The 17,721-nt window shown below is 40.7% G+C and carries 11 protein-coding genes and 4 tRNA genes; 6 read left to right on the top strand and 9 right to left on the bottom strand.

Annotated features, from left to right (window positions below):
• The first annotated feature begins 134 nt into the window (after positions 1 to 134).
• Positions 135 to 3,110: a cytosine permease gene (locus M2R48_RS01915; protein ID WP_262084928.1), complete on the top strand. Its 2,976-nt coding sequence runs from the start codon at positions 135 to 137 to the stop codon at positions 3,108 to 3,110.
• Between the two features lie 411 nt (positions 3,111 to 3,521).
• On the opposite strand, the gene M2R48_RS01920 is transcribed toward M2R48_RS01915, so the two are convergent.
• From M2R48_RS01920 to M2R48_RS01945, 6 genes are all read right to left on the bottom strand, one after another.
• Positions 3,522 to 3,594, bottom strand: a tRNA-Lys gene (locus tag M2R48_RS01920).
• 160 nt (positions 3,595 to 3,754) lie between these two features.
• Positions 3,755 to 3,830 (bottom strand) — tRNA-Lys (locus M2R48_RS01925).
• A gap of 93 nt (positions 3,831 to 3,923) precedes the next feature.
• Positions 3,924 to 3,999: transfer RNA gene (locus M2R48_RS01930), tRNA-Lys, on the bottom strand.
• A 92-nt stretch (positions 4,000 to 4,091) separates the two neighbouring features.
• A tRNA-Lys gene (locus M2R48_RS01935) sits at positions 4,092 to 4,167 on the bottom strand.
• A gap of 195 nt (positions 4,168 to 4,362) precedes the next feature.
• Positions 4,363 to 6,204, bottom strand: coding sequence for a long-chain-acyl-CoA synthetase (locus M2R48_RS01940; protein ID WP_209828139.1), 1,842 nt, complete (start codon positions 6,202 to 6,204; stop codon positions 4,363 to 4,365).
• A gap of 207 nt (positions 6,205 to 6,411) precedes the next feature.
• Entirely contained in the window at positions 6,412 to 9,831 is a 3,420-nt protein-coding gene (locus tag M2R48_RS01945; RefSeq protein ID WP_262084929.1) for an Rne/Rng family ribonuclease, read from the bottom strand.
• 769 nt (positions 9,832 to 10,600) lie between these two features.
• Here M2R48_RS01945 and M2R48_RS01950 point away from each other — a divergent pair.
• From M2R48_RS01950 to M2R48_RS01965, 4 genes are all read left to right on the top strand, one after another.
• Positions 10,601 to 11,539 (top strand): RluA family pseudouridine synthase, encoded by a 939-nt coding sequence (locus tag M2R48_RS01950; protein ID WP_004718156.1) that lies wholly within the window; start codon positions 10,601 to 10,603, stop codon positions 11,537 to 11,539.
• 153 nt (positions 11,540 to 11,692) lie between these two features.
• A complete protein-coding gene (locus M2R48_RS01955; protein ID WP_262084930.1) occupies positions 11,693 to 12,361 on the top strand; it encodes an HAD-IA family hydrolase in 669 nt (222 codons plus the stop codon).
• 80 nt (positions 12,362 to 12,441) lie between these two features.
• Positions 12,442 to 13,143 (top strand): helix-turn-helix transcriptional regulator, encoded by a 702-nt coding sequence (locus M2R48_RS01960; protein ID WP_262084931.1) that lies wholly within the window; start codon positions 12,442 to 12,444, stop codon positions 13,141 to 13,143.
• Positions 13,144 to 13,200: 57 nt separating this feature from the next.
• Entirely contained in the window at positions 13,201 to 13,806 is a 606-nt protein-coding gene (locus M2R48_RS01965; RefSeq protein ID WP_262084932.1) for a glutathione S-transferase family protein, read from the top strand.
• A 138-nt stretch (positions 13,807 to 13,944) separates the two neighbouring features.
• On the opposite strand, the gene M2R48_RS01970 is transcribed toward M2R48_RS01965, so the two are convergent.
• From M2R48_RS01970 to M2R48_RS01980, 3 genes are all read right to left on the bottom strand, one after another.
• A complete protein-coding gene (locus tag M2R48_RS01970) occupies positions 13,945 to 14,616 on the bottom strand; it encodes a DUF1345 domain-containing protein (RefSeq protein WP_262084933.1) in 672 nt (223 codons plus the stop codon).
• A 123-nt stretch (positions 14,617 to 14,739) separates the two neighbouring features.
• Positions 14,740 to 15,648 (bottom strand): DNA-binding transcriptional regulator HcaR, encoded by a 909-nt coding sequence (gene hcaR, locus M2R48_RS01975; protein WP_034611600.1) that lies wholly within the window; start codon positions 15,646 to 15,648, stop codon positions 14,740 to 14,742.
• Positions 15,649 to 16,194: 546 nt separating this feature from the next.
• The gene (locus tag M2R48_RS01980) at positions 16,195 to 16,653 is read right to left on the bottom strand and encodes a GNAT family N-acetyltransferase (protein ID WP_262084934.1); all 459 of its coding nucleotides are present in this window, start codon (positions 16,651 to 16,653) and stop codon (positions 16,195 to 16,197) included.
• Positions 16,654 to 16,780: 127 nt separating this feature from the next.
• On the opposite strand from M2R48_RS01980, the gene M2R48_RS01985 reads away from it, so the two are divergent.
• Positions 16,781 to 17,719: a cation diffusion facilitator family transporter gene (locus M2R48_RS01985; protein ID WP_262084935.1), complete on the top strand. Its 939-nt coding sequence runs from the start codon at positions 16,781 to 16,783 to the stop codon at positions 17,717 to 17,719.
• Positions 17,720 to 17,721: the final 2 nt, after the last annotated feature.

The raw sequence follows: 17,721 nt of genomic DNA on the forward strand, positions 1-17,721 counted from the left end.
TTGAGATGGAGTAACTACGCTATTCAGTCCTTTTTAGCCTTACTTTAAAAAAACTAAAGGCTTGATACTGAATATAAAAATTTAAGCCGATCTTAAGATTGGTTATAACTTTTTTATTTATGGAATGGATTCCTATGTCTATCACAACTATGGAAAGTAGTACGATTCAGGCAATTCCTGAAAATCAACGTCACGGTAACGCACGCGATCTATTTACGATCTGGTTTGGCTCAAACATTATGTTGTTGACCATGTTTACGGGTTCATTGGCGGTTACAGTTTTTAATCTGAGTTTCTTTTCTGCCTTAATGGCATTGGTTTTAGGAAATCTTGTTGGTGCGATTTTTGTCGCACTGCATTCTGCGCAAGGCCCACAACTTGCAGTGCCGCAAATGATTCAGACACGCGGGCAATTTGGTTTCTATGGGGCTTTACTTGTAGTTGGTGTCGTCGTGATTATGTACTTGGGCTTTTATGCATCCAATCTGGTGGTTGGTGGCGAAGCACTACATACGATTTATCAGCCGATTTCGAAGGTACAAGGCATCACGATTATTGCGATAGGGAGTCTGATTGCAGTCATTTTTGGTTATAAACTCATTCATAAATACACGCAAATCCTTGCGGTACTTTCAGGTTTAATGCTGCTTGCTGCTTTTATTCGTGTATTTAGTTCGCAATACTTCCCCCAAGATTTCTTTCAGCTGGGAACGTTTTCAAGCATTGGCTTTATGGGAACCTTATCCATTGCCGCATTATGGCAGTTGGCTTATGCCCCGTATGTATCAGATTATTCCCGCTATTTGCCTAAAGCGACTGGGGCAAAAACTGCATTTTGGGCAAGCTATTGGGGCTGTTCACTCGGCTCACTGATTTCAATGATCTTGGGCTTAACCGTTGCTCGTGCCTATAGTGGTGACTTTATTCAAGGCTTAATTCATTTAACCGGTTCAGGTCTATTCAGTACCGCTTTGATTATCGTCTTTTCTCTTGGGATTGCTGCCACAAACTCGATGAATTTGTACTGTGGTACTTTATCGAGCATCACTATTCTACAAACGATTTTTCACCGGTGGTCACCGCGAGTGCTTGCCAGAACCATAGTGGCATTAAGCTTATTTAGTGTGGCGATGTTCTTATCTGTTTCAAGTTCGGAAAGCTTTGTCGAGAGTTATGTCAATTTTATTCTCTTGCTCATGTGTGTACTGATTCCATGGACAGCCATCAACCTCATCGATTATTACTTTATCCATCATACTGAATATGATGTGCCATCCTTCTTTAAACCTGATGGTGGGATTTATGGTTACTTCAATTGGCCTGCATTAATCTGTTATGTGATTGGGATTTTGATTCAGATTCCATTTTTATCTACGCCGTTGTATGTTGGTCCGCTTGCCAAATTACTGGGCGAGGTGGATATCTCATGGGCAGTTGGTTTACTGGTGGTTAGCCCATTGTATTATGTTGTGGCGATGTTATATAAACGCACATTACCTGAAATAGACAATCAACAATTACAGCAACATAGCTATGATTATGTCATTGTTGGCGCGGGTTCGGCGGGGAGTGTGATAGCCAATCGACTAAGTGAAAACCCAAATACTCGTGTCTGCTTGATTGAAGCAGGCGCTACTGATAATTCGCCACGTATTCAGATTCCAGCAGGAACGATCACGTTATATAAGAGTAAAAAATACAGCTGGAATTTCTTTTCTACCCCTCAGAAACGTTTGAATAATCGTCAAATTCATGCCCCACGGGGCAAAATGCTCGGCGGTTCAAGTTCAATGAACAGTATGATTTATATTCGCGGAAATGCCTCTGATTATGACAATTGGGAAGCGAAAGGTTGTGCTGGATGGGGCTGGAAAGAGGTTTTACCCTTCTTTAAACGTTCTGAAAAAAATGTCATTCAGCAAGACTTGGCTTTTCATGGTGTTGAGGGCGAGTTGTTTGTTGATCATCCGAAAGATCCTAACCCATTATCTAAACTCTTTATCCAAGCTGCGGCTTTACTCAATCTAAAAGAGAATCAAGATTTTAATGCTGCATCAAGCGAAGGTGTAGGGATATATGATGTGACTCAACGTGATGGTCAGCGTCTATCCAGCTTTAAAGCATTCGTTCAGCCGATATTGACACGCTCAAACCTTACAGTGGTGACAGAATGCGAGGTTGAGCGTATTCATCATAGTGATGGTCAAGTGCACTCGATTCATGTGCAACGACAAGGACAAAATTTTGATATCAGGATCAATAAAGAGTTAATCCTCTCAGCTGGTGCTTTTGTTTCGCCGTTATTATTGATGAAATCTGGTATTGGTCCGAAATCTGAGTTGGAACAGGCCGGTATTGAATGCAAGGTTGATTTACCTGGGGTCGGTAAAAACTTGCAAGAGCATATTGATGGTTTGGTGACCGTTAGAACAAATAGCTCAAAAACACTGGGTTTTTCTGTTGGGGCTTTGGCATCTATACTGCCCGCACCATTCCAGTATGCACTCAAAAGAAAAGGCTGGTTGACCACCAACTATGTAGAAGCAGGGGGCTTTGCAAAAACACCACTGGCAACAGATTTACCGGATGTGCAATTTCACTTTGTTCCGGGGTATCGGAGTCATCGTGGTCGTCTGTTTGAATGGGGGCATGGCTATGCAATCCACACCTGTGTTTTAAGACCAAAGAGCATTGGTGAAATACGTGTGAATGCCCAAAAGCAGATCGAGATTGATTATAACTTCCTTGAAAAAGAACAAGATATGCACGTGCTGATCGAAGGAATTAAACTGGCACAGCGTATTTTAAAACAAGATGTATTTAAGGCGTTCAATGGTCAAGAAATCTTACCCGGACCTGATGTTAAAACTGATGCAGATTATCAAGCTTATGTTCGTGAATATGCTGCAACCGTATTTCATCCTGTGGGAACATGTAAGATGGGGATTGATGCAATGAGTGTGGTCAATCCAAAGCTTAAAGTCGTTGGTTTTAATAATCTGCGTATCGCTGATGCATCCATTATGCCTGATCTTGTTTCAGGCAATACCAATGCGCCATGTATTATGATTGGTGAACGTGCCGCAGATTTTATCCTTCAACAGCAATAACCCACTGGGTAAATTTCCGTGGATTGTTTTAATTGAGTAGTCATACGCATAATTAAACCGTGCGCAATCTTGGTTATTGGGCACGGTTTTATATTGTTTGGGAGGGGGAATACGATGATTCGTCAAGCAGGGGAGTATTATCTTGCTAGCGATGATTTGATATTTGCTCGTTCAATAAGAAGAAGAAAAGCTTTTTTAGCTATTCGGTTTGGTCGTGTCATCTGATTGTGATTGTGATTGTTGGCTTGGTTGTTTTAAGCTAAAACCGACTAAGATCTCAGTCGATATTTGAGTATTGATTCTTCGCCATCATTGAAGGATAAAACAATCCGTTTGATTAGAATGTGCAGTTATCAGAAAAATAATTCAACTGAGCTTATTTAAAGGGGGGTAAATGACTTAAAAATCTGATGGGTTGTGTGGGGTTCGAACCCACGACCAATAGATTAAGAGTCTACTGCTCTACCAACTGAGCTAACAACCCTGAACTTGTTTAAAACATGATTAAACCAGAACAAAAGATGAAGCAAAATTTCGAGAATGGCGAAGCATCTAATAAAGATGTTTGGTCTTGGTCGGAACGTTTGCAGGTTTCGTTTCTATTGTAGTACTTTAACTGTACAGAAAGAAGCCCTAAGAAAGAATGGTGGGTCGTCCGCGATTCGAACGCGGGACCAACGGATTAAAAGTCCGCTGCTCTACCAGCTGAGCTAACGACCCTGAGCGAGATGTGTAAAGCGCGCTGCTTTACCCGATATCAGTGAAAATCGAGAATTTTCTATCGGTATCTATTTACAGGTTGAAACATGAAGATGGTGGGTCGTCCGCGATTCGAACGCGGGACCAACGGATTAAAAGTCCGCTGCTCTACCAGCTGAGCTAACGACCCTGAGCAAGGATGTGTAAAGCGATGCTTTACTCGATATTTGTGAAAATTGAGAATTTTCTATCACTATCCATTTACAGGTCAAAACAATTAAGTGGTGGGTCGTCCGCGATTCGAACGCGGGACCAACGGATTAAAAGTCCGCTGCTCTACCAGCTGAGCTAACGACCCTGAACCTTCATCCAAGCTAGGCTTGAATGTGTAGTGCAAGAAAACTAAAAAGTTTTTAAACACCACTTTGTTTTGATGGAGCGTATTTTAGCAAGATATTGATAGAGCGCAAGTAAAAATTAAGAAAGTTTGCAACGTTCGGTTATAAATAACACAAAATGGACAAAAAAAGCCCTGAAATCAGGGCTTTTAGCTTTAGAAGCGGTATTTATAAGCTTCAATATTGGCAAAAACTTCCGCAGTGACATCACAATAGGCATTGGCACTTGGCAGTAAAACCAATAAACGATCAGAGGTTTTTTCAGGATTAAAGGCTTGTTCCTTTAATTTATTTTTCTGATATTTAAATGTACCCGTCGTTTCTACAATTTGTTGGATACGTAAAAATACCGGAACAGCATAGGCTGGCAAGTTCTTTTTAAACTCGGCTGCAAGCTGGCTTAGATCTTGTTCAGTCAGTTCTTCACCGTCATGTAAAGTAATTGCAGCCATACCTGCTCGACCATTGGTATTTGGAATTTCAACGCCGTAAACCACAGCTTCTGTGATTTTAGGGTATTCACTACAAATATTTTCAACTTCGGTGGTTGAAACATTTTCACCTTTCCAGCGGAAAGTATCACCAAGGCGATCGACAAATTGCGCGTGTCGGAAACCAATATCACGAACCAAGTCACCAGTAATAAAGTAAGAATCGCCCTTTTTAAAGACATCTTTCATGATCACTGACTTGTTCTTTTCTGGGTCCGTATAGCCATCAAAAGGGGAGCGCTTGGTGATTTTACCAATCAATAAGCCCACTTCACCTTTTTTGACCTTTTGACATGCACCATGACTGTCACGGATTGCTTCATTTTTTTCTTTATCGAACTGGACGATGGCGTAAGGTGTAGGTGAGAAGCCAACAGTATTGTTAAAATTAAAAACATTACTGAAGCCTACATTTCCTTCACTAGAGGCGTAAAGTTCTAAAATTTCTTCGATACCAAAGCGTTCTTTAAACTTGCCCCAAATATTTGGGCGCATACCATTACCGATCATTTTGGTGACACGGTGCGTATGATCAAGTTCTGAAGCAGGTGCATCCATAAGGTAGCGGCAAAGTTCACCAACATATCCAATCGCTGACGCATTAAACTTTTTGACATCAGACCAGAATGCAGAGGTAGAGAATTTACGACGGATTGCCAAGGCTGAACCACCTGCAATAGCACCACACCAGCACACCACCATACCTGTTGCATGGTAAAGCGGTAAAGTGCAGTACATCACATCATCTTCACCTAAGTTTAAGACATGACCATATGTTCCATATGCCAAGGTCCAACGACTGTTGGTAAAGACCACAGCTTTAGGTAAACCGGTTGTGCCAGAGGTATAGATATAAAACAAGCCATCTTTCCCTTTGACACTTTGTGTGGTCGAAGGATTGAATTTTGGAAATTGTTGAATTTTTTCAGCAAGATTGATAAAGCCTTGAGGTGCTGTACCCGGGTCTTGCGTTGTATTTTGATCTGCAAACCAATGGATGCGGTCTTGAGCAATGTTTAAGTCTTGACGAATTTCATCTACCGCAGCACGGCATTCTTCACCGACGATCACCGCAACAGGATTGACCAAATTGATACTATGTGTCAGGACTTTACCTGTCTGTGAGGTATTGACTAAAGCTGTTGTTACGCCAATTTTTGCCAGTGCAATCACGGTCGCAATCAACTCAGGACGATTTTCGATCATCACGGTGATCGCATCGCCTTTTTTTATGCCAATAGAAAGATAAAAGTGTGCAATTTGATTGGCCCAGTTATTCAGTTCTTTATAACTATAGCGTTGATCTTCAAATAGTAACGCATCACCATAAGGATTGCGTTTTACAGCACGTTCAAAAGCAAGACCTAGCCCAGCAGGCGTATTGGGTGTTCTGATATAAGCTTGTTTAAGTCCAGTCAGGATATTGGGAAGCTTATTAATGAGCTGTGGTAAGCGCTCTGCGACATCAGTAAATCCGATGAGATCGGCCTGTGTTGTTTGACTCATATCAATCCTATTTATTTTTCGTAATCCAATACAATTTTTAGAGTGTCATTGACTCACATTACATTTGTCTTTTTAATCGTATAAGACTAGTGCAATCAACCTAATCTGACAAATGTCCTGATAATCTCTTCAAAATAGCAAAAAAACCTAGCCATCGAAATGACTAGGTTCTCTTTAATCGCTACATTTTAAGCAAATTTTTAAAAATTACTCATCCGCTGGCGGTGTCGCTTTTTTTGGCGGGCGGCCACGAGGGCGACGAGGGCGGGCAGGTTTTTCATCTGTTGCCACATTGTCTGCCTTTTGTGCATCTTCATCTACGCCAGCTTCAGCAGTCGTATCTAAAGCAAGCGATTGTTGTGGCTTTTTCGCCTTTTCAGTTGCAACAACTGCTTTCTCAGCTGACTTAGCAGGGGCTGCTTTAACCACTTGAACTTCCGCAGGTGCTGTTTCAACTGTCGTTTCTACAGGTGTTTCAGCTTGCACTTCTTCTGCTTGAGTAACCACAGGTGCTGCTTCAACTGGACTTGCTTGAGTCTCAATTTTCACTTCTTCTGGTTGTTGCTCAAGTTCAGCTTGATGCTCTTGCTTTGCTTGTACAGCCGCTTGTTTTGCTAAACGACGACGTTCACGAGGATCATTCGCTACACGGCGATCATTCTCAGGCTTCGGTGGCGTTAAGTCTAAAACATCAGCAGGTTGTGCTTCTGGCGCTGCTTTAGAGATAGCAACATCACGTGTTACAGGCTGCTTGCTTTGTACATCAGTCTTTTCTACCACAGTTAAGGTCGCTGAATATTCTTCAGTAAACTTAACCAAAGCACGATTGAATGTTGGAATTAATCCAAACTGTTCAATCAATACCGCACAGTCATCACCATAGACATGACGAATCAACGTTCCCACTGTGTACTGATTTAATGTCGGTACCTGAGATGGTGCAATTTTAGGTGTTGCCGCTTTTGCTTGAGCAGCGTCACGTTGTTGACGGCGTTTTTGGCGCGGGTCATTGCTGGCACGTTGCACAGGCTGTTCTGCTTGAACCTCTGTTGCTGCAGGTGCTTTTGCTTCAGTCGTTACAGCCTGACTTTCTACAGCCGGTGCAGTAGCTGGTTGAGCGTCTACAGTGCGAGGTGCTTTAGCAACAGTTTCAGCTTTTTCATTGCGATCATGACGCTTCGGCTTGTTGCTTGCTGGCGCAGCAACTTGTTGCGGGTTTAATGCCACAATTTCACTTTGAGCTTGATCAAGGTTAACCACTAAAGCTGTTTCAAGTGCTGCATGCTTCGGTGTGTCAATGAGTTCAACCTTAGGTTGTTTCTCTTGAGTTTGATTCTGCTCTACAGGCGCATTGTTGTTTGGCGCTTGTTGTTGCTCATCATTAAACACGCTGCTATCGCGATGACGATTTGGGCGGTTTGGACGTTGCTGATGGTTACGATCACGACGTGGAACAGCTTGTTCAGCATGGTTCGTGTCAGCATTTTGATCATGCTGTTGACGTGGCTGCTTTTGCTGACGACGTTGTTCCTGACGCTGTTCTTGGCGTTGCTCTTGACGAGGCACCTGAACCACTTCTTCAATCACTTGATGTTGATCGGTGTTTTGTTCACGTGACTCTTTGTGCTTGTTGCGATTTTTATTTTTATTGTTGTTGTTGTTGTTACGCGGAGCTCGTTCTTCTTTCTCGCCCTGTTTTTCATATTCACGCGGTTCTTGTTTTTGAACAGGTGCATGTGAAAGATAAGCATTGGTTTCAGCAACAACTTGAGCTTCAATTGCAGCTGGCGCGCTATTGCTATTCACTTGGCCAAATTGACCACGGCTTACAGCACCACCGTTAATCATTTGTTCAATGGCTGCAGCTGCATTGTTTGCAGTACGTGATTGGTCAACAGTTGCTGCTTGTTTTTGTACAAACAGATTTTCTAACCAAGCACATGGGCTAGAAGCTGGTTGAGCAACTTGTGCTTGAACCGCTTGCTGAGCTTTTTGAGCTTGAGCAGGTTGTTGCTTTCTGTTTTGCTTATTGTTCTGTGCTTGAGCTGGTGCAGCATTGTGTTGCGTTTGCTCTTCTTCTAAATGCCACTCAGATGACTCATAGCCCAATTCTTTTTCGCTTGAACGGGTAGCTTCAGTACGTTCATAGCTAGTTGGCGCAAAACCTTCTGGGTTATATGAGATTTCGTAATGTGGTGTTTCTAAATGTGGATGTGGCAGTACAGTAACACGCACATTTGACGTTTGTTCTAAGTAAACCAAACTGTGGCGCTTTTCATTCAATAAGAATGCTGCAATTTCAACAGGCACTTCAACTTGAACTTCACCTTGACGTTCACGTAATGCAATCTCTTCAACTTTACGCATAATTGAAAGAGAAAGAGAACGTAGATCACGTACCATACCTGTGCCATGACAGCGAGGGCATACATAACCTGTAGCTTCTTCAAGAGATGGGCGTAAGCGTTGACGGCTCATTTCCATTAAACCAAAACGTGACAATTGACCGAACTGGATACGGGCACGATCACTTTGTGTCGCTTCACGAAGTTTAGCTTCAACCATACGTTGGTTGCGTTCTTTGGTCATATCAATAAAGTCGATCACCACCAAACCACCAATATCACGTAAACGTAATTGGCGAGCAATTTCTTCAGCTGCTTCTAAGTTAGTGCTGAGCGCAGTTTCTTCTACATCATGTCCGCGTGTTGATTTCGCCGAGTTGATGTCGATTGAAACCAGTGCTTCAGTTTGGTCGATTACAATTGAACCGCCTGATGGAAGTTTAACTTCACGTTCATAAGCTGTTTGAATTTGACTTTCAATACCAAAATGCGCGAATAACGGTTCATTTAACGTATAGGTTTTTAACTTGTCCAATTGATTTGGCATTACCGCTTTAACAAAGTTATAGGCTTCGTTATAGGCTTGCTCTGAGTCAATTAAAATTTCTGCAACATCATCACGTAAATAGTCACGGATAGCACGCGTCACCACACCAGCTTCTTGATGAACAAGCATTGGTGATGGACCAGAGTTTGCTGTACCTTGGATTTGTGCCCATAGGTCTAACAAATGTTGAAGATCAAGTTGCAGTTCTTCCTGTGAACGGCCAATCCCTGCTGTACGAACGATTACGCTCATACCACGTGGGGTATTTAATGACGCCAACATTTCTTTAAGTTCTTCACGTACTGAACCCGAAATTTGACGACTAATACCACCACCTTTTGGGTTGTTCGGCATCAAGACTAAATAGCGACCAGCAAGGGAAATATAGGTTGAAAGTGCTGCGCCTTTGTTGCCACGCTCTTCTTTTTCAACTTGAACCAAAAGTTCAGTGCCTTCAGTGATGAGTTCACGAATATTTGATGTTTGGCGAGGGTCTGCCTTGTAGTAAGTATTGGCAATTTCGCGCATCGACAAGAAACCTTGACGACCCGCACCATACTCTACAAATACAGCTTCTAAAGAAGGCTCTACGCGAGTGACATGGCCTTTATAGATATTGGCTTTCTTTTGTTCACGTGTACGGTTTTCTAAATCGAAATCGTAAAGACGGTGACCAGTGATGAGTGCAACGCGAACTTCTTCGGCATGTGTTGCATTAATCAACATACGTTTCATGGGTGTAACACCTAATAGTGATTCACACCAACAACTCGCTATCTTTTTTAAGTGAAGCGAACATCTAAAATATTGGATCAATGCTCAAATCACGGATACATCCAATATGATCTGAGTAATTTACCCACTTGTTTTGAGCAAGGTTGGGTTTGATGCCTGTATTGATGCTGCAATACTTCTTTAATCTTTGCACGATTAAAGTTTCGAGCTCTTCACTGGCACTTAAGTGGTGCATTGGATGACTGATTTGATTCGTCTTTCACTATCACATTGCTCGAAGAGCATCTCAACTTTTGTGAGAGCGTCTTGATACGGAATTATCATCGTACCTTTACAAATTGTGCAGTTCCAATGCCTCAAACACTTATGTCCTGAATAACACTCTACAGCGACTTGCCTGATGTGTATCAGTTTATGTTTAAAAACCAACGTCTGGGTTGGCGACATATATTTTTAAACAAACTGATTTCTGTACTTTAAGTACAATTAAACGCAACAGTTTGTCTTTTTGCCGATATAATAAAGCCTTCGGCGTCGGCATATTCTTTTGGGACCTTTCCGCATCTGTCGTGAATTTTATCGTTTGTGTCACGCTTTCATTTTTAAAAAAGGGTGGCACTAAATTTCACTTACGGTGGTATCCGTGCGCTGACTATAGCAAACCTTGAATCATCTGCCTATGGGCTATATGCTTATTTTGTATGAAAAGCATAGTCTAAATGATCAGTTTTTAATCAAATTTTAGTTTTTTATTGGATCACCTAACTGTATGAATTCTACGCAACAATGGCAAAATGTAACTTGGTTTGAAGTAGACGAGCATCAAGAAGGCCAGCGCATCGATAATTTCTTATTTACTCGCCTGAAAGGTGTGCCGAAAAGCCGTATTTATCGTTTAATTCGTGAAGGTCAAGTGCGCGTCAATAAAAAGCGTATAAAAGCAGAAACTAAGCTAGCGATTGGCGATCAAATCCGTGTTGCACCTATTCGCTTTGAGCAAAAAGACGAAACTGATGCACCTGTATCCGATAAGGTTGCACAAAGCTTACTCAGCCGTGTGGTGTATGAGGATGAAGGTTTATTGGTAGTCAACAAGCCGTCTGGAATTGCCGTACATGGTGGAAGCGGTGTGGCGTATGGCTTAATTGAAGGCTTACGTGCGGCAACAGGTAAAAAATATTTGGAATTGATTCATCGTATTGACCGCGATACTTCGGGTCTGGTGATGGTGAGTAAGAAACGCAGCACATTGAAGGCGCTACAAGACATGTTGCGTGAGCATAAAATTAAAAAAACCTATGCTGCGATTGTTAAAGGTCAAGTGAGTTTAGATCAACAGTTGATTAATCAACCTTTATTGCGCTATGAGCTGTCCAATGGTGAACGTCGTGTACGTGTCTCAGAAGAAGGTAAAGAATCTAAGACACAATGGAAAGTTGCCGAGCGCTTTATGCATGCGACACTGGTCTATGCTTCTCCACTGTCAGGCCGTACCCATCAAATTCGTGTGCATGGTTTAAGTATTGGTCATCCTTTAGTGGGCGACGATAAGTATGGTCATGAAACAGAGTATCGTGGACCAAAAGCTCGTCGATTGAGCCTACATGCAATGCGCCTTGAAATTCCTGGTTATCCTGTGATCGAAGCGCCTTTACCTGAAGATATGCAAAGCTTGGTTGCGCAGTTAAGAGCACAAAAGAAAGATTGATTCGATCTTGCTGCTCACTTTATCTTTTACACAAAGGGAACTTGTTTTATGAAAAGTTCCCTTTGTGTTTAAAAATGCGTTAGCTTGTCATGTAAAGGGCATAAGATCTAAACATTAGTCATGCGTAAACTGAGCAAATATTGGAAATAATTCATGCAAAAACCTGTAGAACTTATCATTTTTGATTGGGATGGCACTTTATTTGATTCAGTTGGGCAAATTGTGGCAAGTTTATTGGTTGCTGCAAAAACCTTTGACCAACCGTTAACAGCTGATGCTGCGAAAAGTATTATTGGTTTAGGGTTGCCTGAAGTTGCTCAAGTGTTATTTCCACAGGTCCCTGAGTTACACACTGAAATTTTGAAATGCTATGGCGATCATTATGTTGAGCATTCCAAAGATGATTTGTGGTTCACTGGTGTCTCTGAAATGTTGCATGATTTAAAAAATCAAAATATCAAATTGGCAGTTGCAACAGGGAAGAGCCGTCGTGGTTTAGATCGTGTTTTGGCTCAGACCCAGAGTCAGGATTTATTTGAGATCACCCGTGCAGCGAGCGAAACCAAATCCAAACCAGATCCATTGATGTTGACTGAAATTTTAGATTACACTGGAATTTCGGCGGAGCAAGCCATTATGGTGGGCGATACATCTTATGACTTAGAAATGGCACAGAACATTGCCATGCCACGTGTTGGGGTGAGTTATGGGGTACATGCGATTGATGTATTACAGCGTTTTAATCCGCTGACGATCGCGAATAACGTTGATCATTTACATCAATTTTTAACTCAACAGCTTAAGGCCAGTGAAGTTGCTTAGATGCTGTTTTTACGCTGTTTGCAGATTGCCCTCAGCGTAAACTTAGATAAAACCAAAGAGATATAATAAGAAAATTGACCATGAGCCGTTCTATTCGATTACTCACTTTATTACAACTTTTACGTGAACAGCGTTATCCCATTACCGCGCAATGCTTAGCAGAACATTTGGAAATTAGTGTCCGAAGTGTTTATCGGGATATTGAAAGTTTACGTGACCAAGGTGTCAATATTGAGGGCAGTGCGGGCTTAGGATTTCAGCTGAAAGAAAACTTTTTACTGCCTCCGATGAGTTTGGATGAAACGGAAGTCGAAGCAGTGTTCTTGGCATTGCATTGGTTAAGGTCAGTGCCAGATCCAGCATTAAAAAATGCTGCACATTCAGTTTTGGCCAAACTCAATGCGGTATTGCCCAAGAATAAACAAGAACTGATTGATGAAACCATGCTTCGGTCTATCAACCATTGGCTTGTGGTTGATGAAAAAGTTGTCGAACAAGTACGTCTAGCAATTCGTTATCAGGTCAAGATTGAAGTGCAGTATTTGGATGAAAAACAAAATATCTCTAGCCGTATGCTTTGGCCTTTTGTCTTAGGGTATTTCAATGACAAAATGTTGTTGGCTGCATGGTGTGAATTACGTGAGGATTTTCGAAATTTTCGTTTAGATCGGATTCAAAAATTAACTGTAACCGAAATCATTTACCCAGAGTTTAAGCGCCATCTTTTTCAGGCATGGTGGCAAAAAGAGTTGCAAAAAAAATCCATGCTGAAAAGCTCCTGACAAAAACTGACACAGCCGCCCTTTATATTCAATACACCACTATAAAGGAATGGAAAAATGGGCTTAAAACTATATAGCAACGCGCAGTCTAGAGGTCTTGTTATTGAATGGCTACTGATTGAACTGGGTGCTGAATTTGAAAAAATTGAGTTGGCTTATCACACTGAAATGAAGTCGGAATCTTATCTAAAGATTAACCCATTTGGCAAAGTACCCACCTTAGTCGATGGCGATGTGGTGATTTACGAAATGCCTGCAATTTGTGCCTATTTGGCAGATAAATTTTTTGATCAAGGACTTGCACCAGCACTGGATGATCCAAAACGTGGCTTGTATTTCCGTTGGTTATTCTTTGCTGCTGGACCGTGGGATGCAGCCACGACGGATCGCGCATTAAAGGTTGAGATTACCGACGAGCAAAAAATGCATATTGGCTATGGAAACTTTCAGGACACCTATACCGCTTTAATTCAGGGCTTGGAGCAGGCTCAACCTTATCTATGTGGTGAGCAATTTACGGTAGCCGATGTGTTTGTTGGTTCCATGCTATTTTGGCAATTGAAGATGGCAGAGCTTGAAAGCCATCCTGCAATTGAAAAATATCTTAATTCAATCAAAAGCCGAAAAAACTTAAGAAATAATCAAGCACTTTTTAGCGACTAAATCATCAAGACGATGCAAACTTAGCATGATCTCGTGCTGGGTTTGCATTGAGGTTTTTTAGTCACATTCAAGCGCAGAAAAATGATAAAAAACTTTGGAGATTGGCTTTTGGTGTTAATCCCTCTATTTTTACTTCAGTTAAATAAAACCTGCGGCAACATTAATACAGATCGCCAAAATCGTCGTGTTAAATCCATACGCCAAAAGGATATGGAGAATATTTAAAACGCGCATCGAACGAGATGTAATCGATACATCTGCTGTTTGTGCAGAAGTACCAATGACATAACTAAAATACAAAAACTCAGGGTAGGTTGGTTTAGGTGTTTTTGGAAAGTCCAATCCACCATCCTGATGATTCTCCACTGCCAAATAAAAGTCATGTGCATAGTGAATAGCAAAAATAGTATGCATAAATAACCATGCAAAAATGATGGTGAAAATTGCTAAGGCGATATGTCCTGCTTTAACTCCAGTCACATCGGGCAAATGTGCCAATTCAATAATAATGGCAATAAAACACATGATGAGTGAGAGCACAACCAACAGTAAAATGATCCATTTGCTGGCATCCTGTTGCTGAGCACGCTTTAAAATATGCGCTTGATTGGTTGCCCAGAGCATTTTTATGGTCAGGATTAAGTAGACCAGGATGGCAATATTCCAGCTGAATAACAAATTGGTTGACCACTGCCAATCTGTGCTCAAAGACATCCCCATATACACAACTGCTGTAAGGAGAAAACTAATAAAGAAATATGGACGAGACAGAATACCTGATCGAAGTTGGTGAAATGCACGTCCTATCATGATGAACACCGCCTGAATTAAAAAATGATGGATATTTAAGCAAATAAAATGAGTATTAAATTCGATTGGTTTAAGTCGTCATATTAAAAATAAGTTTACGCTCTATGTCTTGTCGCGGCAGTCTTATTCTTGCTCTAAACGATTGATATCCAGATAAAATACCTTGGTTAATAGTTCAATGAATTTTTGTATTGCAACAGAGCCAGCACTTTTTCGATAACTTACATACAAGTCTAGATAGGGAAGCTCAATCTCTAAAGGTCGAATGACAGTGTTATTGTTGATTAATGGCGCAATATAACTTGGCAAAATTGTACAGCCTAAGCCCGCTCCAACTGAGTTAATATTCAATGAAATATTGTCAGCTTTTTGGACGATATTCAATTCAATATGATTGTGTTTGGCAAACTCTAAAATGGTGTTGTGCAAAGTCGTGGATTGTTCTTCAGCAGGAATAATAAAATCGATCCCATTGAGCGCTTTAACAGGGATACGTTCATACTTGGCTAAAGGATGATCTTTGGGTAAAACAAAAATTAACGGTTCACGGAGCACAAATTTACTTTCGATTTCATCATTATGAAAATTGTGCCTGCTAAAGCTGATATCCAGCTCACCCTTTTTTAATGCGCGCATTTGTTCAAGGTTATTTAAGCTCAATAACTCAATTTTTAGCTCAGGATTTTGTACCCTTAAATTCGGTAAGATATAAGGGAAAATCTTTATTTCAGCCACGGGTACAAACCCAATTCTTAACAATAGCTGTCTGGCTTTGGAGACCTGTCTTGCCATAGCAACAGCCTTATCGGCTTGTGCTAAAGTTAAGCGTGCTTGCTCCAGAAAAACAGCACCTTCTTCAGTAAGTTCAACTTTACGCTTGGTCCGATTTAACAGCCGAACACCGACATCTTCTTCAAGATCTTTGATCTGCTGGCTGAGTGAGGGTTGTGCTGTATAAAGTCTCAATGCTGCTTTGCTAAAGTTGAGTTCTTCAGCCACAGTAATGAAGTATCTCAGATGTCGTAATTCCATATAACGCGTCCAAAGAATAATCCAAAAAATGTCTTACTAAGATTTTCAAAGAGTATAATCTATAATCAACTGTCAGGTGAAGATGATTATAGTATTTAGAAAATAAATGAACTTTTCAAAATCATTGTTATTTTAATATAGAAAATTACATGGCGAATAATTGATAAAATATCTTAATTAAAACAAAAAATATTTCTCTAGGCCCTAGCCTAGGAGCCATCATCTGTACACAGTTTCATCAATTTATCTACGGCCCTTACTTGTCATAAGCGTACTTTCAGCAATGGAAAAATTGATATCGATGTTTTAATTGATGTATCTCGTCATCAATTTATAGAGAACCAGATTTATATGAATGAACACTTGAAAAGTGTTTGATTGCACTGGGTTAAGTTGTTGTAATCTGATCTGATAAACATGATCATGCTGAGGATTACTAAAACCGACTTGGAGATAGAGGGCAAGGTCGGTTTCGTCGTCATGGATAGTCAGCTTGATCAGGGTGTTTATGATGATGTTTTTTGATATCGCTCTATCTCAAAACACTTAGACGGAAGGCTTCTTTAGTTTCAAATGCAGAATTGGAAATGGGTTACCTTCAGCATCAAGTTCCGAACGCGCAATTTGTTGGAAGTTATGTTTCTTATAGAACTCCAAAGCACGAATATTTTGTTCGTTGACATCTACCTCATGTGCGCCTAACTCAAGGGCTTTTTGAATGAGCATGGAACCAATACCTTGATCAAAAAAATTAGGGTCAATAAATAACATTTCAATCTTTTGATAAGCCAGTCCCATAAACCCAACGATTTGACCTTCACGTTCCACATGAAACAATCGTACATGATCAAAATAATGATGCTGAATGATGAGCGTTTTAATTTGTAAGATATGTTGTTCGTTTAAAAAGTCATGCGTCGCACGTACAGAAGCTTCCCAAATTTTTAATAATTGTGGATGAGACTGCGACGGAGTATTTAGAATATTGGTTAAATTGGGTTCCATAAAAGATTCACTCAATTGTGAAAAGCAACAAAAAATAAAGAAAAATCACAGATAGTTTCGCTAATATGAAGCAGGACAGATATAAAAATCAAATTGATGTATTTGATGATAAAAAACAGGACAATAAATGTCAGATTCCAACAAAATTGTTGTATATGCAGCACTTTTGGGCAATTTAGCCATTGCTCTGGTTAAGTTTGTTGCCGCTTATATTACAAATAGTTCGGCAATGCTCAGCGAGGCGGTCCATTCTGTCGTAGACACTTTAAATGAAATCTTATTGCTGTATGGTTTAAAAAAATCACAGCAGCCTGCAAATTATCATCACCCCTTTGGTTATGGGCGAGAGCTATATTTCTGGGCCTTTATTGTCGCATTGTTGGTTTTTGCTTTAGGTGCTGTGGTTTCAATTTATCAGGGTATTCAACATATTCGTCATCCAGAAGTTATACAATCCCCATTGGTCAATTATGTGGTACTCGGATTTGCGCTGCTTTGTGAAGGTACTTCATGGTTTATTGCGTTGAAAACATTTAAAAAGACCAAAGGTCAAATGGGATATTTTGAAGCCTTTCGTCGCAGTAAAGATCCAACAACCTTTACTGTTTTATTTGAAGACTCAGCAGCTTTAATTGGCTTAATCATTGCGTTGCTGGGAATATTTTGTGCTCAGCAGTTTAATTTACCCGTTTTAGATGGTGTGGCTTCAGTGCTGATTGGGATTGTCTTAGCCATCTCGGCCCTGCTTTTGGCAAGGGAAACTAAAGGGTTGCTGATGGGTGAAACAGCAGATCCAAAATTGCGTCATAATGTATTGAAAATTGCTCAGGAAGATGCTGCCGTGTATTCAGCAAATGGCGTACTGACTGAACAAATGGGTGCGCATCAGGTGATTGCTTCTTTAAGCTTAGAGTTTAAAGATAGTTTAACTTCAGATGATATCGAAGCCTGTGTGAACAGAATTGAAGCAAAGATTAAAAGTATTCATCCCGAAATCGTGGCATTATTCGTGAAGCCACAAACACAGCAAGTATGGCTTGAAAGAATGAAAGGGCGTTTAGAGTAATC

Origin of the sequence: Acinetobacter sp. I-MWF (assembly GCF_025433935.1) — a bacterium.
Taxonomy (GTDB): Bacteria; Pseudomonadota; Gammaproteobacteria; order Pseudomonadales; family Moraxellaceae; genus Acinetobacter; species Acinetobacter guillouiae.